Annotated in this window: 15 protein-coding genes; 8 read left to right on the top strand and 7 right to left on the bottom strand. The window is 66.6% G+C overall.

Annotated features, from left to right (window positions below):
* The first annotated feature begins 79 nt into the window (after positions 1–79).
* Positions 80–2,779 carry an MMPL family transporter gene (locus JOF45_RS09990; RefSeq protein WP_210049466.1) on the top strand — a complete coding sequence of 900 codons (2,700 nt, stop codon included), beginning with the start codon at positions 80–82 and terminating at the stop codon, positions 2,777–2,779.
* A gap of 165 nt (positions 2,780–2,944) precedes the next feature.
* Positions 2,945–3,304 (top strand): hypothetical protein, encoded by a 360-nt coding sequence (locus JOF45_RS09985; protein ID WP_210049464.1) that lies wholly within the window; start codon positions 2,945–2,947, stop codon positions 3,302–3,304.
* 238 nt (positions 3,305–3,542) lie between these two features.
* Here JOF45_RS09985 and JOF45_RS09980 read toward each other — a convergent pair whose 3' ends face one another.
* Entirely contained in the window at positions 3,543–4,355 is an 813-nt protein-coding gene (locus JOF45_RS09980; RefSeq protein WP_210049461.1) for an HAD-IIA family hydrolase, read from the bottom strand.
* 118 nt (positions 4,356–4,473) lie between these two features.
* Between JOF45_RS09980 and JOF45_RS09975 the strand changes: the two genes are divergently transcribed.
* Genes JOF45_RS09975 through JOF45_RS09965 form a run of 3 tightly spaced genes read left to right on the top strand, consistent with a single transcriptional unit; the run spans position 4,474 to position 6,546 of the window.
* On the top strand, positions 4,474–4,833 hold the full coding sequence (locus JOF45_RS09975; protein ID WP_342591506.1) for a GntR family transcriptional regulator: 360 nt from the start codon (positions 4,474–4,476) through the stop codon (positions 4,831–4,833).
* Positions 4,834–4,876: 43 nt separating this feature from the next.
* Entirely contained in the window at positions 4,877–5,773 is an 897-nt protein-coding gene (locus JOF45_RS09970; protein ID WP_342591460.1) for an ATP-binding cassette domain-containing protein, read from the top strand.
* Positions 5,770–6,546 (top strand): hypothetical protein, encoded by a 777-nt coding sequence (locus JOF45_RS09965; RefSeq protein ID WP_210049457.1) that lies wholly within the window; start codon positions 5,770–5,772, stop codon positions 6,544–6,546. Before JOF45_RS09970 ends, JOF45_RS09965 begins: the two co-directional genes overlap by 4 nt.
* 64 nt (positions 6,547–6,610) lie before the next feature.
* On the opposite strand, the gene JOF45_RS09960 is transcribed toward JOF45_RS09965, so the two are convergent.
* The 3 genes from JOF45_RS09960 to JOF45_RS09950 form a co-directional block, all read right to left on the bottom strand.
* Positions 6,611–7,237, bottom strand: a complete 627-nt coding sequence (locus JOF45_RS09960) for a YigZ family protein (protein WP_210049455.1) — start codon at positions 7,235–7,237, stop codon at positions 6,611–6,613.
* 319 nt (positions 7,238–7,556) lie between these two features.
* Positions 7,557–7,901: a non-heme iron oxygenase ferredoxin subunit gene (locus JOF45_RS09955; RefSeq protein WP_210049452.1), complete on the bottom strand. Its 345-nt coding sequence runs from the start codon at positions 7,899–7,901 to the stop codon at positions 7,557–7,559.
* A 39-nt stretch (positions 7,902–7,940) separates the two neighbouring features.
* Entirely contained in the window at positions 7,941–8,330 is a 390-nt protein-coding gene (locus JOF45_RS09950; RefSeq protein WP_210049449.1) for an RNA-binding S4 domain-containing protein, read from the bottom strand.
* A gap of 595 nt (positions 8,331–8,925) precedes the next feature.
* On the opposite strand from JOF45_RS09950, the gene JOF45_RS13530 reads away from it, so the two are divergent.
* Complete coding sequence (locus JOF45_RS13530; RefSeq protein WP_210049447.1) at positions 8,926–11,355, top strand: SH3 domain-containing protein; 2,430 nt, start codon at positions 8,926–8,928, stop codon at positions 11,353–11,355.
* Positions 11,356–11,478: 123 nt separating this feature from the next.
* Here JOF45_RS13530 and hisD read toward each other — a convergent pair whose 3' ends face one another.
* Positions 11,479–12,786 (bottom strand): histidinol dehydrogenase, encoded by a 1,308-nt coding sequence (hisD, locus tag JOF45_RS09940; protein ID WP_210049445.1) that lies wholly within the window; start codon positions 12,784–12,786, stop codon positions 11,479–11,481.
* A gap of 86 nt (positions 12,787–12,872) precedes the next feature.
* Between hisD and JOF45_RS09935 the strand changes: the two genes are divergently transcribed.
* Positions 12,873–14,444 (top strand): mechanosensitive ion channel family protein, encoded by a 1,572-nt coding sequence (locus tag JOF45_RS09935; protein WP_210049443.1) that lies wholly within the window; start codon positions 12,873–12,875, stop codon positions 14,442–14,444.
* A gap of 340 nt (positions 14,445–14,784) precedes the next feature.
* Here JOF45_RS09935 and JOF45_RS09930 read toward each other — a convergent pair whose 3' ends face one another.
* Positions 14,785–15,912, bottom strand: a complete 1,128-nt coding sequence (locus JOF45_RS09930) for an SDR family NAD(P)-dependent oxidoreductase (protein WP_210049440.1) — start codon at positions 15,910–15,912, stop codon at positions 14,785–14,787.
* Positions 15,913–16,053: 141 nt separating this feature from the next.
* Between JOF45_RS09930 and JOF45_RS09925 the strand changes: the two genes are divergently transcribed.
* Positions 16,054–16,461, top strand: a complete 408-nt coding sequence (locus tag JOF45_RS09925; protein ID WP_210049438.1) for a hypothetical protein — start codon at positions 16,054–16,056, stop codon at positions 16,459–16,461.
* Positions 16,462–16,586: 125 nt separating this feature from the next.
* Here the strand turns inward: JOF45_RS09925 and JOF45_RS09920 are convergent, their stop codons facing one another.
* Positions 16,587–17,402, bottom strand: coding sequence for an MBL fold metallo-hydrolase (locus JOF45_RS09920; protein ID WP_210049436.1), 816 nt, complete (start codon positions 17,400–17,402; stop codon positions 16,587–16,589).
* Positions 17,403–17,506 lie beyond the last annotated feature (104 nt).

The raw sequence follows: 17,506 nt of genomic DNA, 5'->3' as shown, positions 1-17,506 counted from the left end.
TCTATTTATGAGACGCGACGTTCCGTTTATGCTGTATGAGGTTCACTGACCTCTCTCCACCTTCAGAACAGGGTCGCTCATGGCAAAAATGCTCTATCGCCTCGGTCTGTTGGCCGCCCGCCGCGCCAAGACCGTCATCGCTGCTTGGTTCGCCCTGCTGATCCTCGCGATCACTGCCTTCCTGGGCTTCGGCGGCCAGCTCACCGACCAGATCACCATGCCGGACCTGGAGACCACGGAGGTCGCCGACCGCCTGGCCGAAGAGATGCCCGACGCCGGCGGCGGCAGTGCCAGCGTGGTGCTGCGCACCGAGGACGGCAGCTCCTTCACCGAGCAGCAGGAGTCCGACGTCGCTCAGCTGATCGAGGAGGTCGAACAGCACGAGGCCGTGGATTCGGTCACCGACCCCTTCGTCTCCGAGGAGGAGATGGCTGAGTCCCAGGAGGAGCTCGCCGAGGGTCGCGAGGAGCTGGAAGAGGGCTCCCAGGAGGTCGAGGCCGGTTGGGAGGAGCTCGAGCAGGCCCGCGAGGAGCTCGAGGCCGGTCAGGCCGAACTCGACGCGGGGCAGGCTCAGCTCGACGAGGCCATCGAGGAGGCACAGGCCGGAGGCTACTACGAGGCTCTGGCTCCGCAGTTCGAGTACCAGCAGGGTGAGCTCGACGTCGCCCAGGAGGAGCTGGACGGCGCCCGGGCCGAGATCGAAGAGGGCGAGGCAGAGCTGGAGGCCGCCGAGGAGGAGATGGCCCCCGCCGAGGCTGAGCTGGACCGCGGCGAGGCCATGCTCGCGCTCACCGAGGATCTGGGCATGGTCTCCGAGGACGGCGACATCGCCGTCATGAACGTCTCCTTCCACGAGTCCATGGAGAACGTGGGCATGGAGGAGCTCTCCTCGCTGGACGAGGAGCTGACCGCCGCTGAGATCGACGGCGTCGAGATCCTGCCCTCCCAAGACATCTCCATGGAGATGCCGCACCTGTTCTCCACCGCCGAGGCGATCGGCCTGATGGTGGCCGCCGCAGTGCTGCTGATCATGCTGGGCACGCTGATCGGTGCCGGACTGCCGCTGTTCAACGCGCTGATCGGCGTCGGCATCGGTGTGGCGGGTGCGATGGCCCTCTCCGGCACGGTCGAGATGATGTCGATCACCCCGATCCTGGGCCTGATGCTCGGCCTGGCCGTGGGCATCGACTACGCGCTGTTCATCCTGCACCGCCACCGCAACCAGCTCAAAGACGGGATGGGCATCCGCGAATCCATCGCGCTGGCCAACGGCACGGCCGGCAACGCCGTGGTCTTCGCCGGCGCCACTGTGGTGATCGCCCTGCTGGCGCTCAACGTCACCGGACTGCCCTTCCTGGGGCTGATGGGCACCGTGGCCGCGGTCTGCGTGATCATCGCGGTGCTCATGGCCACCACGATGACGCCGGCGCTGCTGTCGCTGGTGGGCCGCCGCATCCTGCGCCGCAAGGAGCGCCGCTACATCGGCTTCCACGAATCCAAGAAGATCACGACGCCGATCGGTGGCCTCAAGGCTCTCGGGATCGCAGTGGTCTCTCTGGTGGGTCTGGGCCTGCTGGCCGTGCCCACCTTCGATATGCGGCTGGGCCTGCCCGACGCCGGCTCCCAGGCCGAGGACTCCACTGCCTACCAGGCCTACAGCGCCACGGAGGAGGCCTTCGGTCAGGGCATGAACGGGCCGCTGCTGGTGGTGGCGGACCTGCATGGCGACTTGGATGAGGGCCAGGCCATGGACTACCAGATCGAGATCGGTGAGGCGCTGGCCGCACGCGATGACATCGACGCCGCGGTGCCGGTGGGCGTCAACGACGAGAACTCGGTGGCCGTCTTCCAGGTGCTGCCGATGGAGGGCCCGTCGGCCGAGTCCACTGAGGCGCTGGTCCACGAGTTCCGCGATGGCGAGCCGCTCTCCGGCGTCGAAGCTGAGACCGAGGGGGTCTATCTCTCCGGAGTGGAGCTCTCAGTGGCCGGCATGACCGCGGCGAACATCGACGTCTCTGATGTCATCTCTGATGCGCTGCCGCTCTACCTGACGCTGGTGGTGGGCCTCTCCCTGGTGCTGATGGTGATCGTCTTCCGCTCGATCCTGCTGCCGGTGGTGGCCACCCTGGGCTTCATCGGATCCTTCGCCGCGGCGATGGGAATCGTGGTCGCGATCTTCCAGTGGGGCTGGATGGGCGATCTCTTCGGTCTCAGCGAGCCCGGGCCGATCGTGACCTTCCTGCCGGTGATCATGGTGGGCATCCTCTTCGGCCTGGCCATGGACTATCAGCTCTTCACCGCCTCCGGGATGCGCGAGGCCTATGCCCACGGCTCCGCCCCGCGCCTGGCCGTGCGGCAGGGTCTGCATGCGGGGCGTTCGGTGGTCACTGCGGCGGCGCTGATCATGGGGTCGGTCTTCGCCGGCTTCATCTTCACCGATGACCCGATGGTCGCCTCCATCGGCCTGGGTCTGGCCGGCGGCGTGCTGCTGGATGCCTTCGTGGTGCGTCTGCTGCTCGTTCCCGCGGTGCTCACCCTGCTCGGCCCGGCGGCCTGGTGGCTGCCGAAGTGGCTGGACAAGATCCTGCCCGACGTCGACGTCGAGGGTGCGGCGCTGGAGCGTGAGGTGACCGACGGCGAGACCGAGGAGGCCGAAGCCGCGCGGAAGGAGGCTGAGGAGGCGAAGGCGAACGGTCGGCGTCGTCGAAGCCGCCGCCGCGAAGGGGCCGAATCCGAGGCGGAGGCCGACGCCGAGGAGTACGCCTCCACCCGCAGCTGAGGATCTTCTTCCCTTTCCGAATCGCGTACCGGAATGTGGTCAATGGCGGACACAATCCGCTCATTCACCACATTCCGGCACGCGATTTCGCGCCTGGGGGTGTGGGGCTGTGCTGGCCGGTAGCCTGAGGACAGAAGACCCCGAGGGCTGAGCGAAGGATGTCGGGTGAACAGAATCCTCTTCGACGGTGATCATGTGGTGGTGAAGCCCCGCGGTTGGGCGAAGATCTTCGGGTTCCGAAGAGAGCTGCGTCTGCAAGCCAGCAACGTCAGACATGTCGCCGCAGACTCTGGCATCGGATCTCGGGGCCCGGAATCCCGCCTGATGGGGACGTCTCTGCCGGGCAGGTATATGGGAACATTTCTCGCTGAGGGACGGGCTTCCTACTGGAATGTCCGGGATCCCCGTCAGAACATCGTGCTGGAGCTCGTCAATGAGGGCTTCCGGAAGGCCGTCCTCACTGTGGAAGACCCTGAGGGAGAAGAGCGCAGGATCCGGTCCTTCCTCGCTGAGCATCGACAATAGGTGCAGCTGAGGCTCGCCCCGGCGCTCAGGCAGCAGAAGGCTCGCGGCGTTCTCTGCATCCGGCTCGGGGCGCCCGGTGTCCGGCGTCCGGTGTCCAGGCTCGGCGCCAGGCCGGGGCCGGGAATCGCCCGGCCCCAGAATCGTGTACCGGAATGTGTCGAATCAGCGGATTGCGGCCGCCATCATCGACAATCAGGTACGCAATTCCGTAGGAGCTCAGGAGCAGGAAAGAAGCCCCTCAGTCCTCGGCATCATCCTGGATGAAGTCGTCCACCAGCTCGTGGACGCCGTCGATGATTCGGTTCGGCCGGAATGGGTACTCAGAGATGCTCGACTGGGAGGAGACGCCAGACATCACCAGGATGGTGTGCATGCCTGCCTCCATGCCGGCGACGATGTCGGTGTCCATGCGGTCACCGATCATGGCGGTCTGCATGGAGTGGGCTCCGAGGTGGTTCAGAGCCGAGCGGAACATCATGGGGTTCGGCTTGCCCACCACGTAGGGGTCGCGTCCGGTGGCCTTGGTGATCAGCGAGGCGATCGCTCCGGTGGCCGGCAGCACGCCCTCGGGGCTCGGGCCGGTGGCATCGGGGTTGGTGACGATGAACCGGGCGCCTTCGTTGATCAGTCGGACCGCCTTGGTGATGGCTTCGAAGCTGTAGTTCCGCGTCTCACCGACCACCACGTAGTCGGGATCGGTCTCGGTCATGATGAAGCCGTGCTCGTGCAGCGCCGTGGTCAGGCCGGCCTCGCCCACCACGTAGCAGCTGCCCTGACCCTGGGCAGCGTCCACCTGCTGGGCCAGGAAGGTGGCGGTGGCCAGTGCGGAGGTCCAGATCCGTTCCTCAGGCACGACCAGCCCGGAGTGCCGGAGCCGTGCGCTGAGGTCTCTGGCGGTGAAGATCGAATTATTCGTCAGGACCAGGTAGGGGAGGTCCTGGCGGCGCCACTGTTCCAGCAGCTCAGCCGCGCCCGGCAGGGCCTCATGTTCACGGACGAGCACGCCGTCCATGTCGGTCAGCCAGCATTCGATGTTCTCGCCATTCATCATGTCTCCCATCCTACCGTTGACAGACGGTCTACTCCTATGGTTCATTAGTCAAGTAATGAACCACTGAGGTAGTGATGTGGTCTAAGCTGGGGAGGTCCTGATGGAGGAGGTGAGTTCTGTGGAAGATGGCCGTCCGCTCTTCGTGCAGATCGCAGAGCAGGTCGAGTCCTCCGTGCTCGACGGCTCTCTGGCCGAAGGGGAGCGTGCTCCCTCCACCAACGAACTCGCAGCCTTCCACCGGATCAACCCGGCGACGGCGGCGAAAGGTATCAATCTGCTGGTGGACCGGGGCATCCTGGTCAAGCGCCGCGGACTGGGCATGTTCGTCGCCGACGGCGCCCGGGAGATCCTGCGCGCCGAACGCCGGCAGCACTTCGCCGATCACTACCTCGAACCGATGCTCACCGAAGCACGCGCCGTCGGGCTCACCACGGACAGCGTGATCGAGATGCTCCGCGCCAGAGCGCGCGAGCAGTGACCTGTCCGCTCCCGCGCGGGCATCAGGAGAGGAGGGATGCTCAGTGAGCACCCGACAGAGACCGGCGATCGAAGTGCGTGGCGTCTCGCGGAACTACCGCAGCACCACGGCGCTCGACTCCGTCAGCGTCACCTTTGAGAAAGACATGATCCACGGCCTGCTGGGCCGCAACGGGGCGGGGAAGACGACTCTGATGTCGCTGATCACCGCTCAGGACTGGCCCAGCTCCGGCGAGATCTCGGTCTTCGGGCAGGCCCCGCATGAGAACGAGCAGGTGCTGCCCAAGATCTGCTTCGTCCGTGAGGAGCAGAAGTACATCGACGACGCCAAGGCCTCGCATGCCTTCGCCGCTGCGGCCCTGGCCTTCCCCAACTGGGACTGGGAGCTGGCCGAACGGCTGAAGCAGGACTTCAAAGTCCCGGAGAAGACTCGGATCAAGAAGATGTCCCGTGGACAGCGTTCGGCCGTGGGAGTCATCATCGGACTGGCCTCACGGGCCGAGGTCACCTTCTTCGACGAGCCCTATATGGGTCTCGACGCCGTGGCCCGCCAGCTCTTCTACGACCGTCTCCTCGAGGACTATGCGGAGAATCCGCGGACCATCGTGCTCTCCTCGCACCTGATCGACGAGGTGGCCCACCTGATCGAGAACGTGGTGGTCATCGATCAGGGCAGGATCCTGATGGATGAGCCTGTGGAGGAGCTGCGCGACCGTGCCGTCACCCTGGTTGGACGCTCCGACGCCGTCGCCGAGATCTCCGGAACGCGTGAGGTGCTCCACCACGAGGAGCTGGGCCGGATGGTCCGCACCACTGTCCTGGGCGCACTCAGCCAGACCGAGAAGCGCCGGGTCCACGAGTTGGATCTGGACGTCGTCCCGGTCTCGCTGCAGCAGCTGATCGTCCGCATGACCGAGAAGCAGCAGGAGGCAGCACGATGACTACGACGACGACCGCGACGGCTGGGACTGAGACCGCCCAGCACCGTTCCAGCTTCGCCCGTGTGCCCGCGGCCTTCCGGCTGCAGTTCCTGGTGAAGACCCATTTCATCCATGTGCCGCTGATGGTCTTCTTCGTCGCCTGGGCGATCGCGCTGGGCATCGGCTTCTGGCTGGACCGTGTGCGGGCCCAAGGGTCATGGACTGCCGAGGATCCCTTCTATGCCGGTGCCTCGCAGGCCGTGGTGTGGTGCCTGGCCTTCATGGCTGCCTATGCGGCGTCGCACACCTTTCCGTTCTCCATGGCGCTGAGCTTCAGCCGGCGGGTCTTCGTCCTCGGGGCCTACCTGGCCTTCGCCGTCGTCTCCGCCGTCTACGGGGCGGCCTTCGCCCTGGTGGCGCTGCTCGAACGGGTGACCGACGGCTACGGGATCCACTCCTACACCTTCGACCTGCCGTTCCTGACCGAGAGCTCCGGGATCGCCGGGGCCGGGGCGCTGGCCGCAGCACTGTGCCTGATGGTGATGCTCTTCGGCTTCGGCGTGGTGATCATGCATCAGCGCCTGGGGCTGACGTGGACCTGGACAGTTCTGATCGGCATCGGCGTGATCGTGATCCTGGCGGCCATGCTCATCACCACCAATGACGGGTGGCCCGCAGTGGGCCGTTGGTTCGCAGACCAGACGGCGTTCACCCTGGCGCTGTGGACCCTACCGGTGTCCCTGCTGGTCGGCTGCGGGAGCTACGCCCTGATCCGCCGGGCTACCCCGGCCTGAGCTGGGACGGCCTGGATGGCTCAGTCCGAGGTGATCAGCGTGCGGAGCCATCAGCGTGCAAAGATCAGCGCAGCACCCAACGGGTCTGACCCAGAGCGGGCTCTGCGGCTCCGGAGGTGAGGTCGGCCAGGCGCGTGATGGCCTGGTCGACCTCCTCGCGCGGAACTGCGAAGGTCAGTGTGACCTTCTCGCCATAGCCGGTCTCCACCACGGACCAGCCGGCACTGTGACATTCGGCCTCGAAGGCCGGGCCGTGGTGGTAGTCCAGCACCACCGTGATCTCGTGGCGCAGCGCGTAATGGGCCAGCTGTGCGGCCTGGATGCCCTCTGAGACGGCATTGCCGTAGGCCCTGATCAGGCCGCTGGCTCCCAGCAGCACCCCGCCGAAGTAGCGGATGACCACGGCGACGACGTCGGTGACCTCTTCCTGTAGCAGCACGTCCAGCATCGGGCGGCCTGCCGTGCCGGAGGGTTCGCCGTCGTCGTTGCTGCGCTGGACCGCAGCATCCGGGCCGAGCACGAATGCGGTGCAGTGGTGCCGGGCTTTGGGGTGGGTGGAGATCTGCTCGGCGATGAACCGCCGCGCCTCTTCCTCCGTGTGGGCAGGGGCCAGGGCGCAGATGAAGCGGGATTTCTTGATCTCCAGCTCCGCCTGGGCGGGCGCCGCCACAGTGGTGTATTGCTCAGCCATCGGAGTCCACACTAGTCGCCGCTGATGGTCCCGCCGTCTTCTCTCGTTCTTCGGCCGGATCCAGTCGGTTTCGGCCTCTGGCGTGGGCACGCCTGAGGACCTGTGGGGAGAGGCGGCAGATGACAGAGAAGAGCCCCCGGGTCCGGCAGCGTGAGGGGGACGCTGTGTGCCGGGCCCGGGGGCTCTGAATCACTCGCACCTTGATGAGGTACTTACTAATATAGGGACCGACCTTGATGGTTCCCCCGAAACTCCCTGAAAGTTTCCTGTGAGTTTTTGCTCGGCGCTCGATTCGGGCATCGGTCCAGGCCAGAGCGGGTCATTCAGCTGGGTACGGGGTCCCCGGGTAGAGCAGTAGGGAGCCATCCTCGACGTCCACCCGGTGGGTCTTCACCGGCTTCATCGCAGGCGGCGTCTCCGGGACGCCGGTCTTGAGGCAGAAGGCCGAAGCGTGCATCGGGCACTCCAGGGTCTGTTCCTCCACGAAGCCGTCGGAGAGGGACACCGCTTCATGGCTGCATTCGTCGTCCAGGGCGAAGAATCCGCCGTCCTCCGCGTGGACCACAGCGATGTCGGCGTCGTACCCGGAGTCCTCTGCGGTGACCCGCATGACTTCGCCCTCAGGCAGTTGGCTGGCCGGTCCGAGGTTCACTGGTTCAGTCATGCTACCCAGGGTAGTGGTTTCGGCCCGTCCGAATCCTGCTCAGCGGTCCTTGATGTAGCCGCGCAGGGCCTCCAACTGCCGGCGTTCACGCTTGGTCGGTCGGCCGGTGCCGCGCTCGCGAACGGGAAGTCCGACCTCTCGGGGCTTGATCTGCTCCGGGGAGTGGTCCTGATATGCCGTGCGTGCCACCGGCGGCCCCACCCGCTTGGAATAGGTGTGCACGACTTCCAGGATCACCACGAACCCAGGCCGGCTGATATGGATCTGAGTCCCCGGGGAGATCTTCAGCGAGGCCTTGGCAGGCTCGCCGTCGATCTTGATCTTGCCGGCGCGGCAGGCCTCAGTCGCGGCGGAGCGTGTCTTGAACATGCGGACCGACCACAGCCATGCATCGACTCGGACCGGCGACGTCGGGGCGCTCTCACTCATGGGGACAGTCTAGGAAACCGCCTGGAACGAGCGCAGACCCCGTGTCGAAAGCGTGAGGGGGACGCTGTTCTTCGACACGGGGCCTGCTGAATCACTCGCACCTTGAAGAGGCACGTTCCACTCTAAGGAGCGAGCTTGAGTGATCAATGGGCGCAGCCTGAAAGTACTCTGGGATTTGTTGTCGGTCTCGGTTGCATGGGCCAGGACTTATGCTCAGTCACAGTCTGATTACGATGTCCGCCGAGAGTGCCGGCGTGGCGGTTCTGCAGGTCCTGCGGATGAAATAGTGGAACGCGAAGAGGGCAGTGCAGAGTCATCCGTTGTCCTGCGGTAGTGGCAGCCTGACGATGCACTGCCCTCCTCACCTCACTGCAGCCGCGTCGAGCATCTTCAACTCCAGCTCGAAGCTTTGCGGCCTTCTCCTTGCCATGCCCTGACAGCCCCGGGTTACTCTGAACTCGAACGCGGCGAGTCGTGCGCGCTGGCTTCCCATCCTTGTGTACGATCCGCCGCTTCCCCCACAGCGACAGATGTGGGGTGCACCTGGTGCGCCCCGAAGGGGCCGTTCCGCGGAACGACTAGTGAGGATTCTGCTGTGCCGAAGAAACTTTCGACGGCCATCGTCGGCACTCTTGCCGTCGGCCTGACCCTGCCGATGAACGCCCAAGCGGCGACTGCGGCGCCCACCGCGCCCAGCCCGACGCCGACTGGTCCAGGCACCGACGTGCCCACCGCCGGGGCCAACACGCTCGACGGGATCGCGCTGGACATCACCCGGACCGCCGGTGTGGAAGCTCCCACCGTCTCTGTCTCCACCAGCGCCGGTGCTGAGGAGCTGGAGCCCACGATCTACCGGGTGACCACTGCGCTGAACGCACGCAGCGGCCCGGGGACCTCTCACCCTGTGCAGCAGGGCATGCCCGAAGGCGAGGAGATCATCGTGACGGCCCGGGACGGCGACTGGGTCCAGTTCGAGCGCAACGGGCAGACCGTCTGGTCCCACAACGCCTACCTGGAGGAAGTCGATCCGGCCGAACCCGAGGTGGAGGGCACCTATGAGGTGGACGGCGTCTGGCTGAACGCGCGTACCGGACCCGGAACCGAGCACTCCGTGCGCACTGTGCTGGAGCCTGGGGCTCAGATTGAGGTGACCGGTCGTGACGGCGAGTGGTTCAGCTTTGATTCCGAGGGAGAGACGCTCTGGTCGCACTCTGACTATCTGACCGAGGTGGAGAACCAGACTGCGACCACCACGGTCTGGCAGAACTTCCGCACCGGACCGAGCACTGAGCATAACGTGATCCGCGGCATCGCCCCCGGCGTGACCGTCGAGCTCACCGGCGCGCAGGACGGTGCCTGGTACGAGGTGGAGTTCGAAGGCGAGACCGGCTGGATGCACGGTGCCTACCTCGACTTCGGTGTGAGCCACGCTGAGGCGCCGATCCAGCAGGGGGTGCCCGCGCCACAGGCTCCGGTTCAGCAGGCACCGGAGCCTGCGCCGGAGGCGTCCGAGGCTGGACAGGAAGCTCCTGAAGCGGAGGCACCGGTGGAGAAGCCAGAGCCTGAGGCGGAGCTGCCCGAGGAGCCAGTGCAGGAGGTCCCGCAGCAGGAGGAGGCCCCACAGCAGGAGGAGGCACCTGCGGCTGAGCCGGAGCAGGAGGAGACCGAACCTCAGATGCCGGCGCAGCAGGAGCCCGTCGAGCAGGCTCCTCAGGAGCCGGCCCAGGAGGAAACAGAGCCGGACGAAGGCGGCCAGGATGAGCCCGTGCAGCACGAGCCCGCTGAGTCCGAGCCTGTTGAGGAGGAGGCTTCTGAGGAGGAGCCCGAGGCAGAGCCTGAGGACGACGCGCCCCAGCAGGAGCCGGCACAGCAGGAGAACTCCGACCAGGACCGCCAGCAGGCCGAGGCTGATGACGAGACTGAACCCGCGCAGCAGTCGGTGCAGCAGCAGTCCGTGCAGGAGCCTGCCCAGCCGTCGCCCGCCGAGGAGGAAGCTGCCCAGGACGACGCTGCTCAGGAGGAAGAACCTGAGCCCGCACCTGAACAGGAGCCCGAGCCCGAGCCCGAGCCGGAGCCCGAGCCGGAACCAGAACCCCAGCCTGAGCCGGAGCCAGAACCGGAACCTGAGCCGGAGCTGGTCGAGGTCTCTGCGCAGGAGCCCAACCAGGTCTGGAACCTGGTCGAGATCCCCGAGGTGGAGGGCGTCACCCACACCACCGCCGAGGGTGAGATCAACGACGACGTCGAGGTGCCCGAGGGCGGGATCACGGTCGAGGCCACGGCCGATGAAGGCTACGAGCTCACCGGTCAGACCTCGTGGACCTTCGAGTTCCAGGAGCCCGAGGGAGGCACCGAGCCCCAGCCTGAGCCGGCACCCGAGCCGGAACCGGAGCCTGAGCCTGAGCCGGAGGCTCCCGCACAGCAGCCTGCTCAGACCGGTCCGTCCAGCGGCCTGCACGCACAGAGCTCCAGCGGTGAGCCCTACAGCCAGGTCTGGGACCAGCTGGCGCAGTGCGAGTCCGGCGGCGACTGGTCCATCGACTCCGGCAACGGCTTCTACGGGGGCCTGCAGTTCCAGCAGAGCTCCTGGGAGGCCGTGGGCGGCGAAGGCCGGCCCAACGAGGCCTCCAAGGAGGAACAGATCCAGCGGGCTTATGCCCTCTGGCACCAGCAGGGCTGGGGCGCCTGGCCGCACTGCACCCAGCAGCTCCTGCCCAGCCAGGGCGTCACAGGCCTCAACGGTTGGGACAACGATCCCGGCGGGTATGGGGACTCCTACCTGGAGGTTCACGGCACCGGAGTCGACACTGTCTCGTCGAGGTCGTCGGCTGAGATCTGGAACGCGAGCTACAGCGTGCCGCTGCGGGAGGAGGCCGATTCCTCCAGCGATCGCCTGGTGCAGATCCCGCGCGGCTCCGAGCTGGAGAAGCTGGACGAGGACGGCTCCTGGATCCAGGTGCGCTACACCGGCGAGGACGAGACGCTCACCGGCTGGGTCAACACTGACTACGTGATGGCCGCCTGAACGGATCCCTCAGCTGTCAGCCCCACCCCACTCACACAGAATCGCGTACCGGAATGTCGTGAATAGGCGGATCGTGTCCGTCAATGTCGATATTCGGGTACGCGATTCTGTATGTAGGGCCGCTCAGCGGAAGCGGATCTGGACGGCCTCGCCGTGGGCGGGAAGCCCCTCGGCTGCGGCGAGTGCTGAGACGTGGCCGGAGACCTGGTTCAGCCCTTCGCGGCCGTAGTGGATGACCTGCTGGGAGCGCATGAAGCTGGTGACGTTGAGCCCTGAGGAGTAGGCCGAAGCCCCTCCGGTGGGCAGCACGTGGTTGGATCCGGCGCAGTAGTCGCCCAAGGACACCGGCGTGTAGGAGCCCACGAAGACCGCACCGGCATTGTGGATCCGGTCGATCAGCTCGGCGTCCTGGGCGGTCATCAGCTCCAGGTGCTCAGCGCCGTAGGCGTTGGCCACCTCCATCGCGACGTCCACGGAGTCCACCACCAGCACGGCGGACTGCTCGCCGCTCAACGAGGCCCGCACCCGGGCGGCATGCTCGGTGGATTCGGCCTGGGCGGAGACCTGCTCCAGGACGGATTCGGCCAGGCCCATGGAATCGGTCACGAGCACGGCCGCGGCCAGCTCGTCGTGCTCGGCCTGAGAGATCAGATCGGCGGCGACCAGGCCGGCGTCGGCGGTCTCATCGGCCAGCACCATGATCTCGGTCGGGCCGGCCTCAGAGTCGATGCCCACTACGCCCTGGACCGCGCGCTTGGCAGTGACCACAAAGATATTGCCGGGACCGGTGATCAGCGAGACCGGCGCGCAGACCTGCTCGCCTTCGGAATCCTTGGCGCCGTAGGCCAGCATGCCCACCGCCTGGGCTCCGCCGGCGGCGTAGACCTCGTCGACTCCCAGCAGAGCGGCCGCGGCCAGCACCACCGGATGCGGGTAGCCGCCGAACTCGGCCTGCGGGGGAGAGGTGATGGTCAGAGACTCGACGCCGGCCACCTGGGCGGGCACCACGTTCATCACCACAGACGATGGGTAGACCGCCTGGCCTCCGGGCACGTAGAGCCCCACCCGGCGGACCGGGACCCACCGGTTGGTGATCCGGGAATCCGGACCGGGCGAGATCACCGAGGCCGCAGGAAGCTGCGCGGCGTGGACTTCGCGGGCTCGGGTGATCAGCTCCTCCAGAGCCTCGCGGATGCTCGGGTCCAGCTGGTCGAGCGCCTCGTCCAGCTTCTGCTGGGGAACGCGCAGCGACGGCGGGCGCACGCCGTCGAACTTCTCTGAGAGGTCCAGCACAGCTTCGACGCCGCCGGTGCGCACCTGCTCAAGGATCGGCTTCACGGTGTCGACAGTGGCGGAGACGTCCTGTTCCGCACGGGGAAGCACCGTGGCGACGTCTGCGGTGCTTCCACGGAGATCCTTGAGGGTCAGCAATGGTCCTCCTCGAGATGGACAAGGGGCGGGCGGTCGTCAAGCTCCCGCCTAGCCCATCCTAATTCCTGCGTGGGATCATCGTGCGCATGGGTATCAACACTTCAACATTGGCAGCCGCTGAGGGCGAAGAGACCCTCATCGATGAGGAGACGGACCCGAGCCAGCGGATCGATGAGGTCGAGGAGTACGTCCCTGAGAGCTTTGAGTCCATGGTGACCGAGGCCGGGCTGCTCTGGGGCGTGCTGATCGGCATCGGCGTCGCCTTCCTCTTCGCGCTGGCGGTCACGCTGGTGACTTCTACGATCATGAAGCAGTTCTTCCGGAAGTCCCCGGAGGTCCGGAGGGTGATCGACCGAACCCGGCTTCCGCTGCTCCTCGCGGTCACCGCGATCGGGGCACGGCTGGCCATCGACTTCGTGGCCCGTCAGGAGGTCTGGTACCCGCCTGTCTCCTTCGCGCTGATCGTAGTGATCGTGGTGGGACTGGCCTGGTGGGCTCTGCGCCTGGTGGGCGTGGTCGAGGCGTTCATCCTCTCCAAGTACATCGGGGACGGTGCCGAGGCCGACCTGGAGAACCGCCGCGGACGGAGGCTGCAGACCCAGGTCTCGCTCATCCGCCGGATCCTGGCAGCGGTCATCATCACTCTGGCGGTAGCCGCCGTGCTGCTGAGCATCGAGCAGGTCCGCGCTCTCGGCGTCGGTATGCTCGCCTCGGCCGGCGTGGTCTCCGTGGTGGCGGGTATGGCCCTGCAGTCCACCCTGACCAACCTCTTCGCCGGCATCCAGCTGGCCTTCACCGACACCATCCGGGTGGGCGACGTGGTGACGGTGGAGGACAACTTCGCCACCGTCGAGGACATCACGCTCTCCGTGGTGGTCCTGAAGTCCTGGACCGGCCGACGCTTCATCTACCCCTCGGGTTACTTCGTGGGCACGCCCTTCGAGAACTGGACCCGGGTGGGGACCGAGATGATGGGCACCGTGGAGCTGGAGGTCGACTGGCGGGTCCCGGTGGACGCCATGCGTGGCCGGCTCAAGCGGCTGGTCGCCGCCACCGACCTGTGGGACGGTCGGGAGGCCTCCATCCAGGTCACCGAGGCTTTGGGCGGAATGGTCAAGGTGTGGGTCGTGGTGTCAGCACGAAACTCCGGCGAGCTGTGGGATCTGCAGTGCCTGGTGCGCGAGGATCTGGTCCATTTCCTGCGTGCCGAGTACCCCTACGCCGTGGCCGCTCAGCGGATGCTGATCTCCAGAGACGAGGCCCTGGTGGAGATGGGCGAGCGCGGCGAGGAGAATCCCGCTGCTCCCGCCGAGGCTCCGGCAGGGGAAGCGGCGACCGGCGAGCAGAAGCTCTCCGGAGCGGGTGACGGACAGGACGAGGGCCCTCGCGGTGAGGTCTCCGGTGAGGAGCAGGAGTTCCTGCAGCGCTACGACTCCGTGACGGAGGAATACTCCGCTGAGAGCGGTGAGACTCCGCTGACCACCTCGGATCAGTACTCCTCGATCTTCACCGGTTCCATCTCCGCCGTGGAGCGCAACCGGGAGTTCGCCGGACCGGGCGAGGATGCGTACAGGGAGCGTCGGGAGCGCCAGGAGGAGCACGACGGCGACGCTGAGGACGACCAGGACGGCGAGGAGCGCCACGAGCCCCGGCACTGACTCTCCGGAGTCCTGACAGACGCATCGGCGTCCCTTCTTCAGGGATTTCCAGGCCCTCAGGTCCCTGAGGAGGCCAGATCCCTTGAAGAGGGGACGCCGATCTGTTGTGTGTGTGGGGGAGTCTGATTCGTCGGGGGAGGGTGCTGGGGTCCTACTTCTTCTTGAGCGGGTTCTTCTTCGCCTGCCAGGTCGACTGGGCAGCTGACTGAGCGGCGGAGGGGTTGGAGGATGAATGGGCCTCGGAGACGCTCTTCTCAGCCGCGTCGTCCTCGGCAGCCGACTCGGCGATCTCCTCGCTCGGCTCGGCACTCTCCTCCGCCTCGGTCGCGGCGGCGTCGGACTATGCGGATTCAGGTTCCGTGGACTCGGGTTCGGTGAGCTCGGACCATGTGGACTCGGACTCTGTGGACTCAGGCTCTGCAGCTCCAGGCTTCGCGGCCTGAGCCTCCGCAGTTTCAGAGCCCGTACCCTCAGGCTCCGCGACCTCAGGGGCCTCTGCCTCGGGCGCAGCCTTCTCCGTGGGTCGTGCAGGCGGTTTCGGGAACTTCACCTTGGAGGCCTTATAGGCGTCCACTGTCTTGATCGCGCCTGTGGTCGGCTCCGCGGTGCCGTCGGCGTCGTGCTCTGCCGGAGCCGCAGGTGCCGGTGCGGTCCCGGCATAGTCGGGCGCCTCGATCTCCTCAGGGCCGGTCTGCTGACCGGGCATGCCCATACGCCGGTTGACCGCCCAATGGACCACCGAATCGGGCATGAAGCGAGTGGCTGCGGTGAGCATCTGGTAGCTGCGCGAAGGCACGCAGACCGCAGCGCCCTGCGCGTTGGCGGCCAGACCCTGACGGACCACGTCGTCGGCGTCGAGCCACAGCCGCTTGGTCGCGCCCTTGACGCTGATGCCCGAGCGCTGGTGGAACTCCGTGCGGACCAGGCCGGGGCAGAGGGCGGTCACCGTGACTCCGTCGCCGGCGAGCTGCTGGTGCAGCGCCTTCGAGAAGTTGATGACCCAGGACTTCGCAGCCGAGTAGCTGCCGGTGGCGGTGAACCCTGCCACGGAAGCTACGTTGATCACACGCCCAGCCCGACGCCGGACCATCGCCCGGGCAGCGGTGTGGGTGAGCTCCATCGGCGTCTGGACATGCAGACGCAGCAGATCGCGTTCGTCGTCGAGGTCGCTTTCGAGGAACTCGCTGGCCAGACCGTGTCCGGCGTTGTTGACCAGCAGGTGCACGGGATTGCGCATATCGGAGAGTCGTTCCTGGACCGCTCCCACGCCGTCGTCGGTGACCAGATCGGCCACCAGGACAGTGGTGGAGATCCCGTACTGGGAGCTCAGAGCCTCTGCCTGTGTGCCCAGCCGGTCGGCGTCGCGGGCGACCAGGATCAGGTCATAGCCCTGCCCGGCGAGCTGGCGCGCGAAGGCGGCTCCAAGTCCGGCGGTGGAACCGGTGACTACAGCGGTATGAGTGCCCATGACTAGATATCGTAGAACGTGAAGGTGGATGCTGGAGGCCACGCTGTTCAGGCCATACTCAGGCTTTGGCCCGATGACCGGCAGCGCGCCTTCGGATCGTGGGGAAACTCTTACTTTGTTACCTGTGCCGGGGAGGCTCTCATGAGGTGGAAGAAGCGTACGGAGTGGGGTCCGCGCACGCTGGGCTCGGACGAGTGGGCGGTGCTGGAGGCACAGATCCGTGCCGATGATCTGGCCGAGGTCGAGCAGGCGGTGGAAGAGCTCACCGGGTTCATGGACTTCTTCCGCGCAGACCTCGACGGCGCCCCGCTGACCGGTGTGACCGACGGGCAGCTGGCCGTGGTCCAGTGCACCGGGGAAGACCGCCGGGGACGCCGGGTCCACGCGGTGACCTTCTACGCGGCGGGGGCCGTGGGTCAGGCCCAGCCTCACGCCTTCGACCGCCTGGGCTCCTCAGCCTCGGAACTGGTGGACTATCTGCAGAGCGAGGGGGTCGGCGTCGCGGAGATCACCTGGACCGAGCATCCCTACGTGAAGCGCGCGTTCTGAACCTGCCCCCCCGGGATTGTGTACCCGGGGATCGTGTACCCGATCCTCGAGAATCGAGTACGCAATCCGCTCATTCGCCCCATTCCGGTACGCGATTCCGGGAGTTGGGGCGGCGCGACAGGATCTCAGATCTCGCCGAGGTCCCGCAGGTGGGCCAGCTGTGAGGCGGCGATCTGCTCGATCACCCGCTCCGGAACCTGGGCGCGCTCGCCGTAGATGAGCCTGCCCAGGGTCGCAGCGTCCAGGGCCTCATGGGTGCGGGCGCGGTGCTCGGCGATCAGCTCACGCGTCTGCGCCAGGCGCTCCTCACGGTGCTTCAGGTACCGTCCGGCCATCACGCTCAGATCCTCGCGTTCGGGTCCGTGGGCCGGGCACATCCCGACGCCGCCGAAGCCGCCCAGCAGCCGCAGGGACTCCATATAGTCGCTCAGCCTGCCGTCGGGGTGATCCAGCATGGTGGTCCCCTCGCCCAGGATGGTGTCTCCGGTGAGCATCACCCCGGGCTCTGCCGCGGCTTCGGACTGGGCCTGAGGGATCCAGAAGCACACCGAGTCCGAGGTGTGTCCGGGGGTGTGCAGCACCTGCAGGCTCACCCCGGCCACCTGGATCTCCTCGCCGTCCATCAGCGGCAGGACTGTGCCTTGGACGGGGAGGCAGTGATCGGCGTCGTAGCCACGCACCGGAGCGCCGGTCCGCGCGCTGAACTCCTTGGCGGCCCCGGTGTGGTCCCGATGCCGGTGGGTCACCAGAATCTCGGTCACCGTGCGCGTGCCGACGGCCTCCAGCACTGTGCGGAGATGGTCGTGGTGGCCCTGCGGGCCCGGATCCACGATTACGGCCTCCGAGGCTCCCTCGGCGCTGATGATGTAGGTGTTGGTGCCCTCCAGCGTCATCGGAGAGGGGTTGTCACAGGTGATCCGGGTCAGAGTCGGGACGGTCATGGCCCCAGCCTAATAGGGGCATGCTCAGGCGGGGCGGTGCGCCGAAGCGGGCTTCGGCGTACTCTGTCTCTGTCCTCCTCGTACCGGTGCCGCGTAGGCTGATC

The organism is Nesterenkonia lacusekhoensis, from assembly GCF_017876395.1.
GTDB classification, from domain to species: Bacteria; Actinomycetota; Actinomycetes; order Actinomycetales; family Micrococcaceae; genus Nesterenkonia; species Nesterenkonia lacusekhoensis.
Note: the sequence above shows the minus strand (reverse complement) of the source record. Positions and strands in the feature narration are given on the sequence as shown.

Bases quoted from the DNA above. Each gene is read 5' to 3' on its own strand.
- JOF45_RS09920 (WP_210049436.1), bottom strand. From the start codon at position 17,402: ATGACCGTCCCGACTCTGACCCGGATCACCTGTGACAACCCCTCTCCG.
- JOF45_RS09980 (WP_210049461.1), bottom strand. From the start codon at position 4,355: ATGATGAATGGCGAGAACATCGAATGCTGGCTGACCGACATGGACGGC.
- JOF45_RS09955 (WP_210049452.1), bottom strand. From the start codon at position 7,901: ATGACTGAACCAGTGAACCTCGGACCGGCCAGCCAACTGCCTGAGGGC.
- JOF45_RS09965 (WP_210049457.1), top strand. From the start codon at position 5,770: ATGACTACGACGACGACCGCGACGGCTGGGACTGAGACCGCCCAGCAC.
- JOF45_RS09935 (WP_210049443.1), top strand. From the start codon at position 12,873: ATGGGTATCAACACTTCAACATTGGCAGCCGCTGAGGGCGAAGAGACC.
- JOF45_RS09950 (WP_210049449.1), bottom strand. From the start codon at position 8,330: ATGAGTGAGAGCGCCCCGACGTCGCCGGTCCGAGTCGATGCATGGCTG.
- JOF45_RS09930 (WP_210049440.1), bottom strand. From the start codon at position 15,912: ATGGGCACTCATACCGCTGTAGTCACCGGTTCCACCGCCGGACTTGGA.
- JOF45_RS09960 (WP_210049455.1), bottom strand. From the start codon at position 7,237: ATGGCTGAGCAATACACCACTGTGGCGGCGCCCGCCCAGGCGGAGCTG.
- JOF45_RS09925 (WP_210049438.1), top strand. From the start codon at position 16,054: ATGAGGTGGAAGAAGCGTACGGAGTGGGGTCCGCGCACGCTGGGCTCG.
- JOF45_RS09990 (WP_210049466.1), top strand. From the start codon at position 80: ATGGCAAAAATGCTCTATCGCCTCGGTCTGTTGGCCGCCCGCCGCGCC.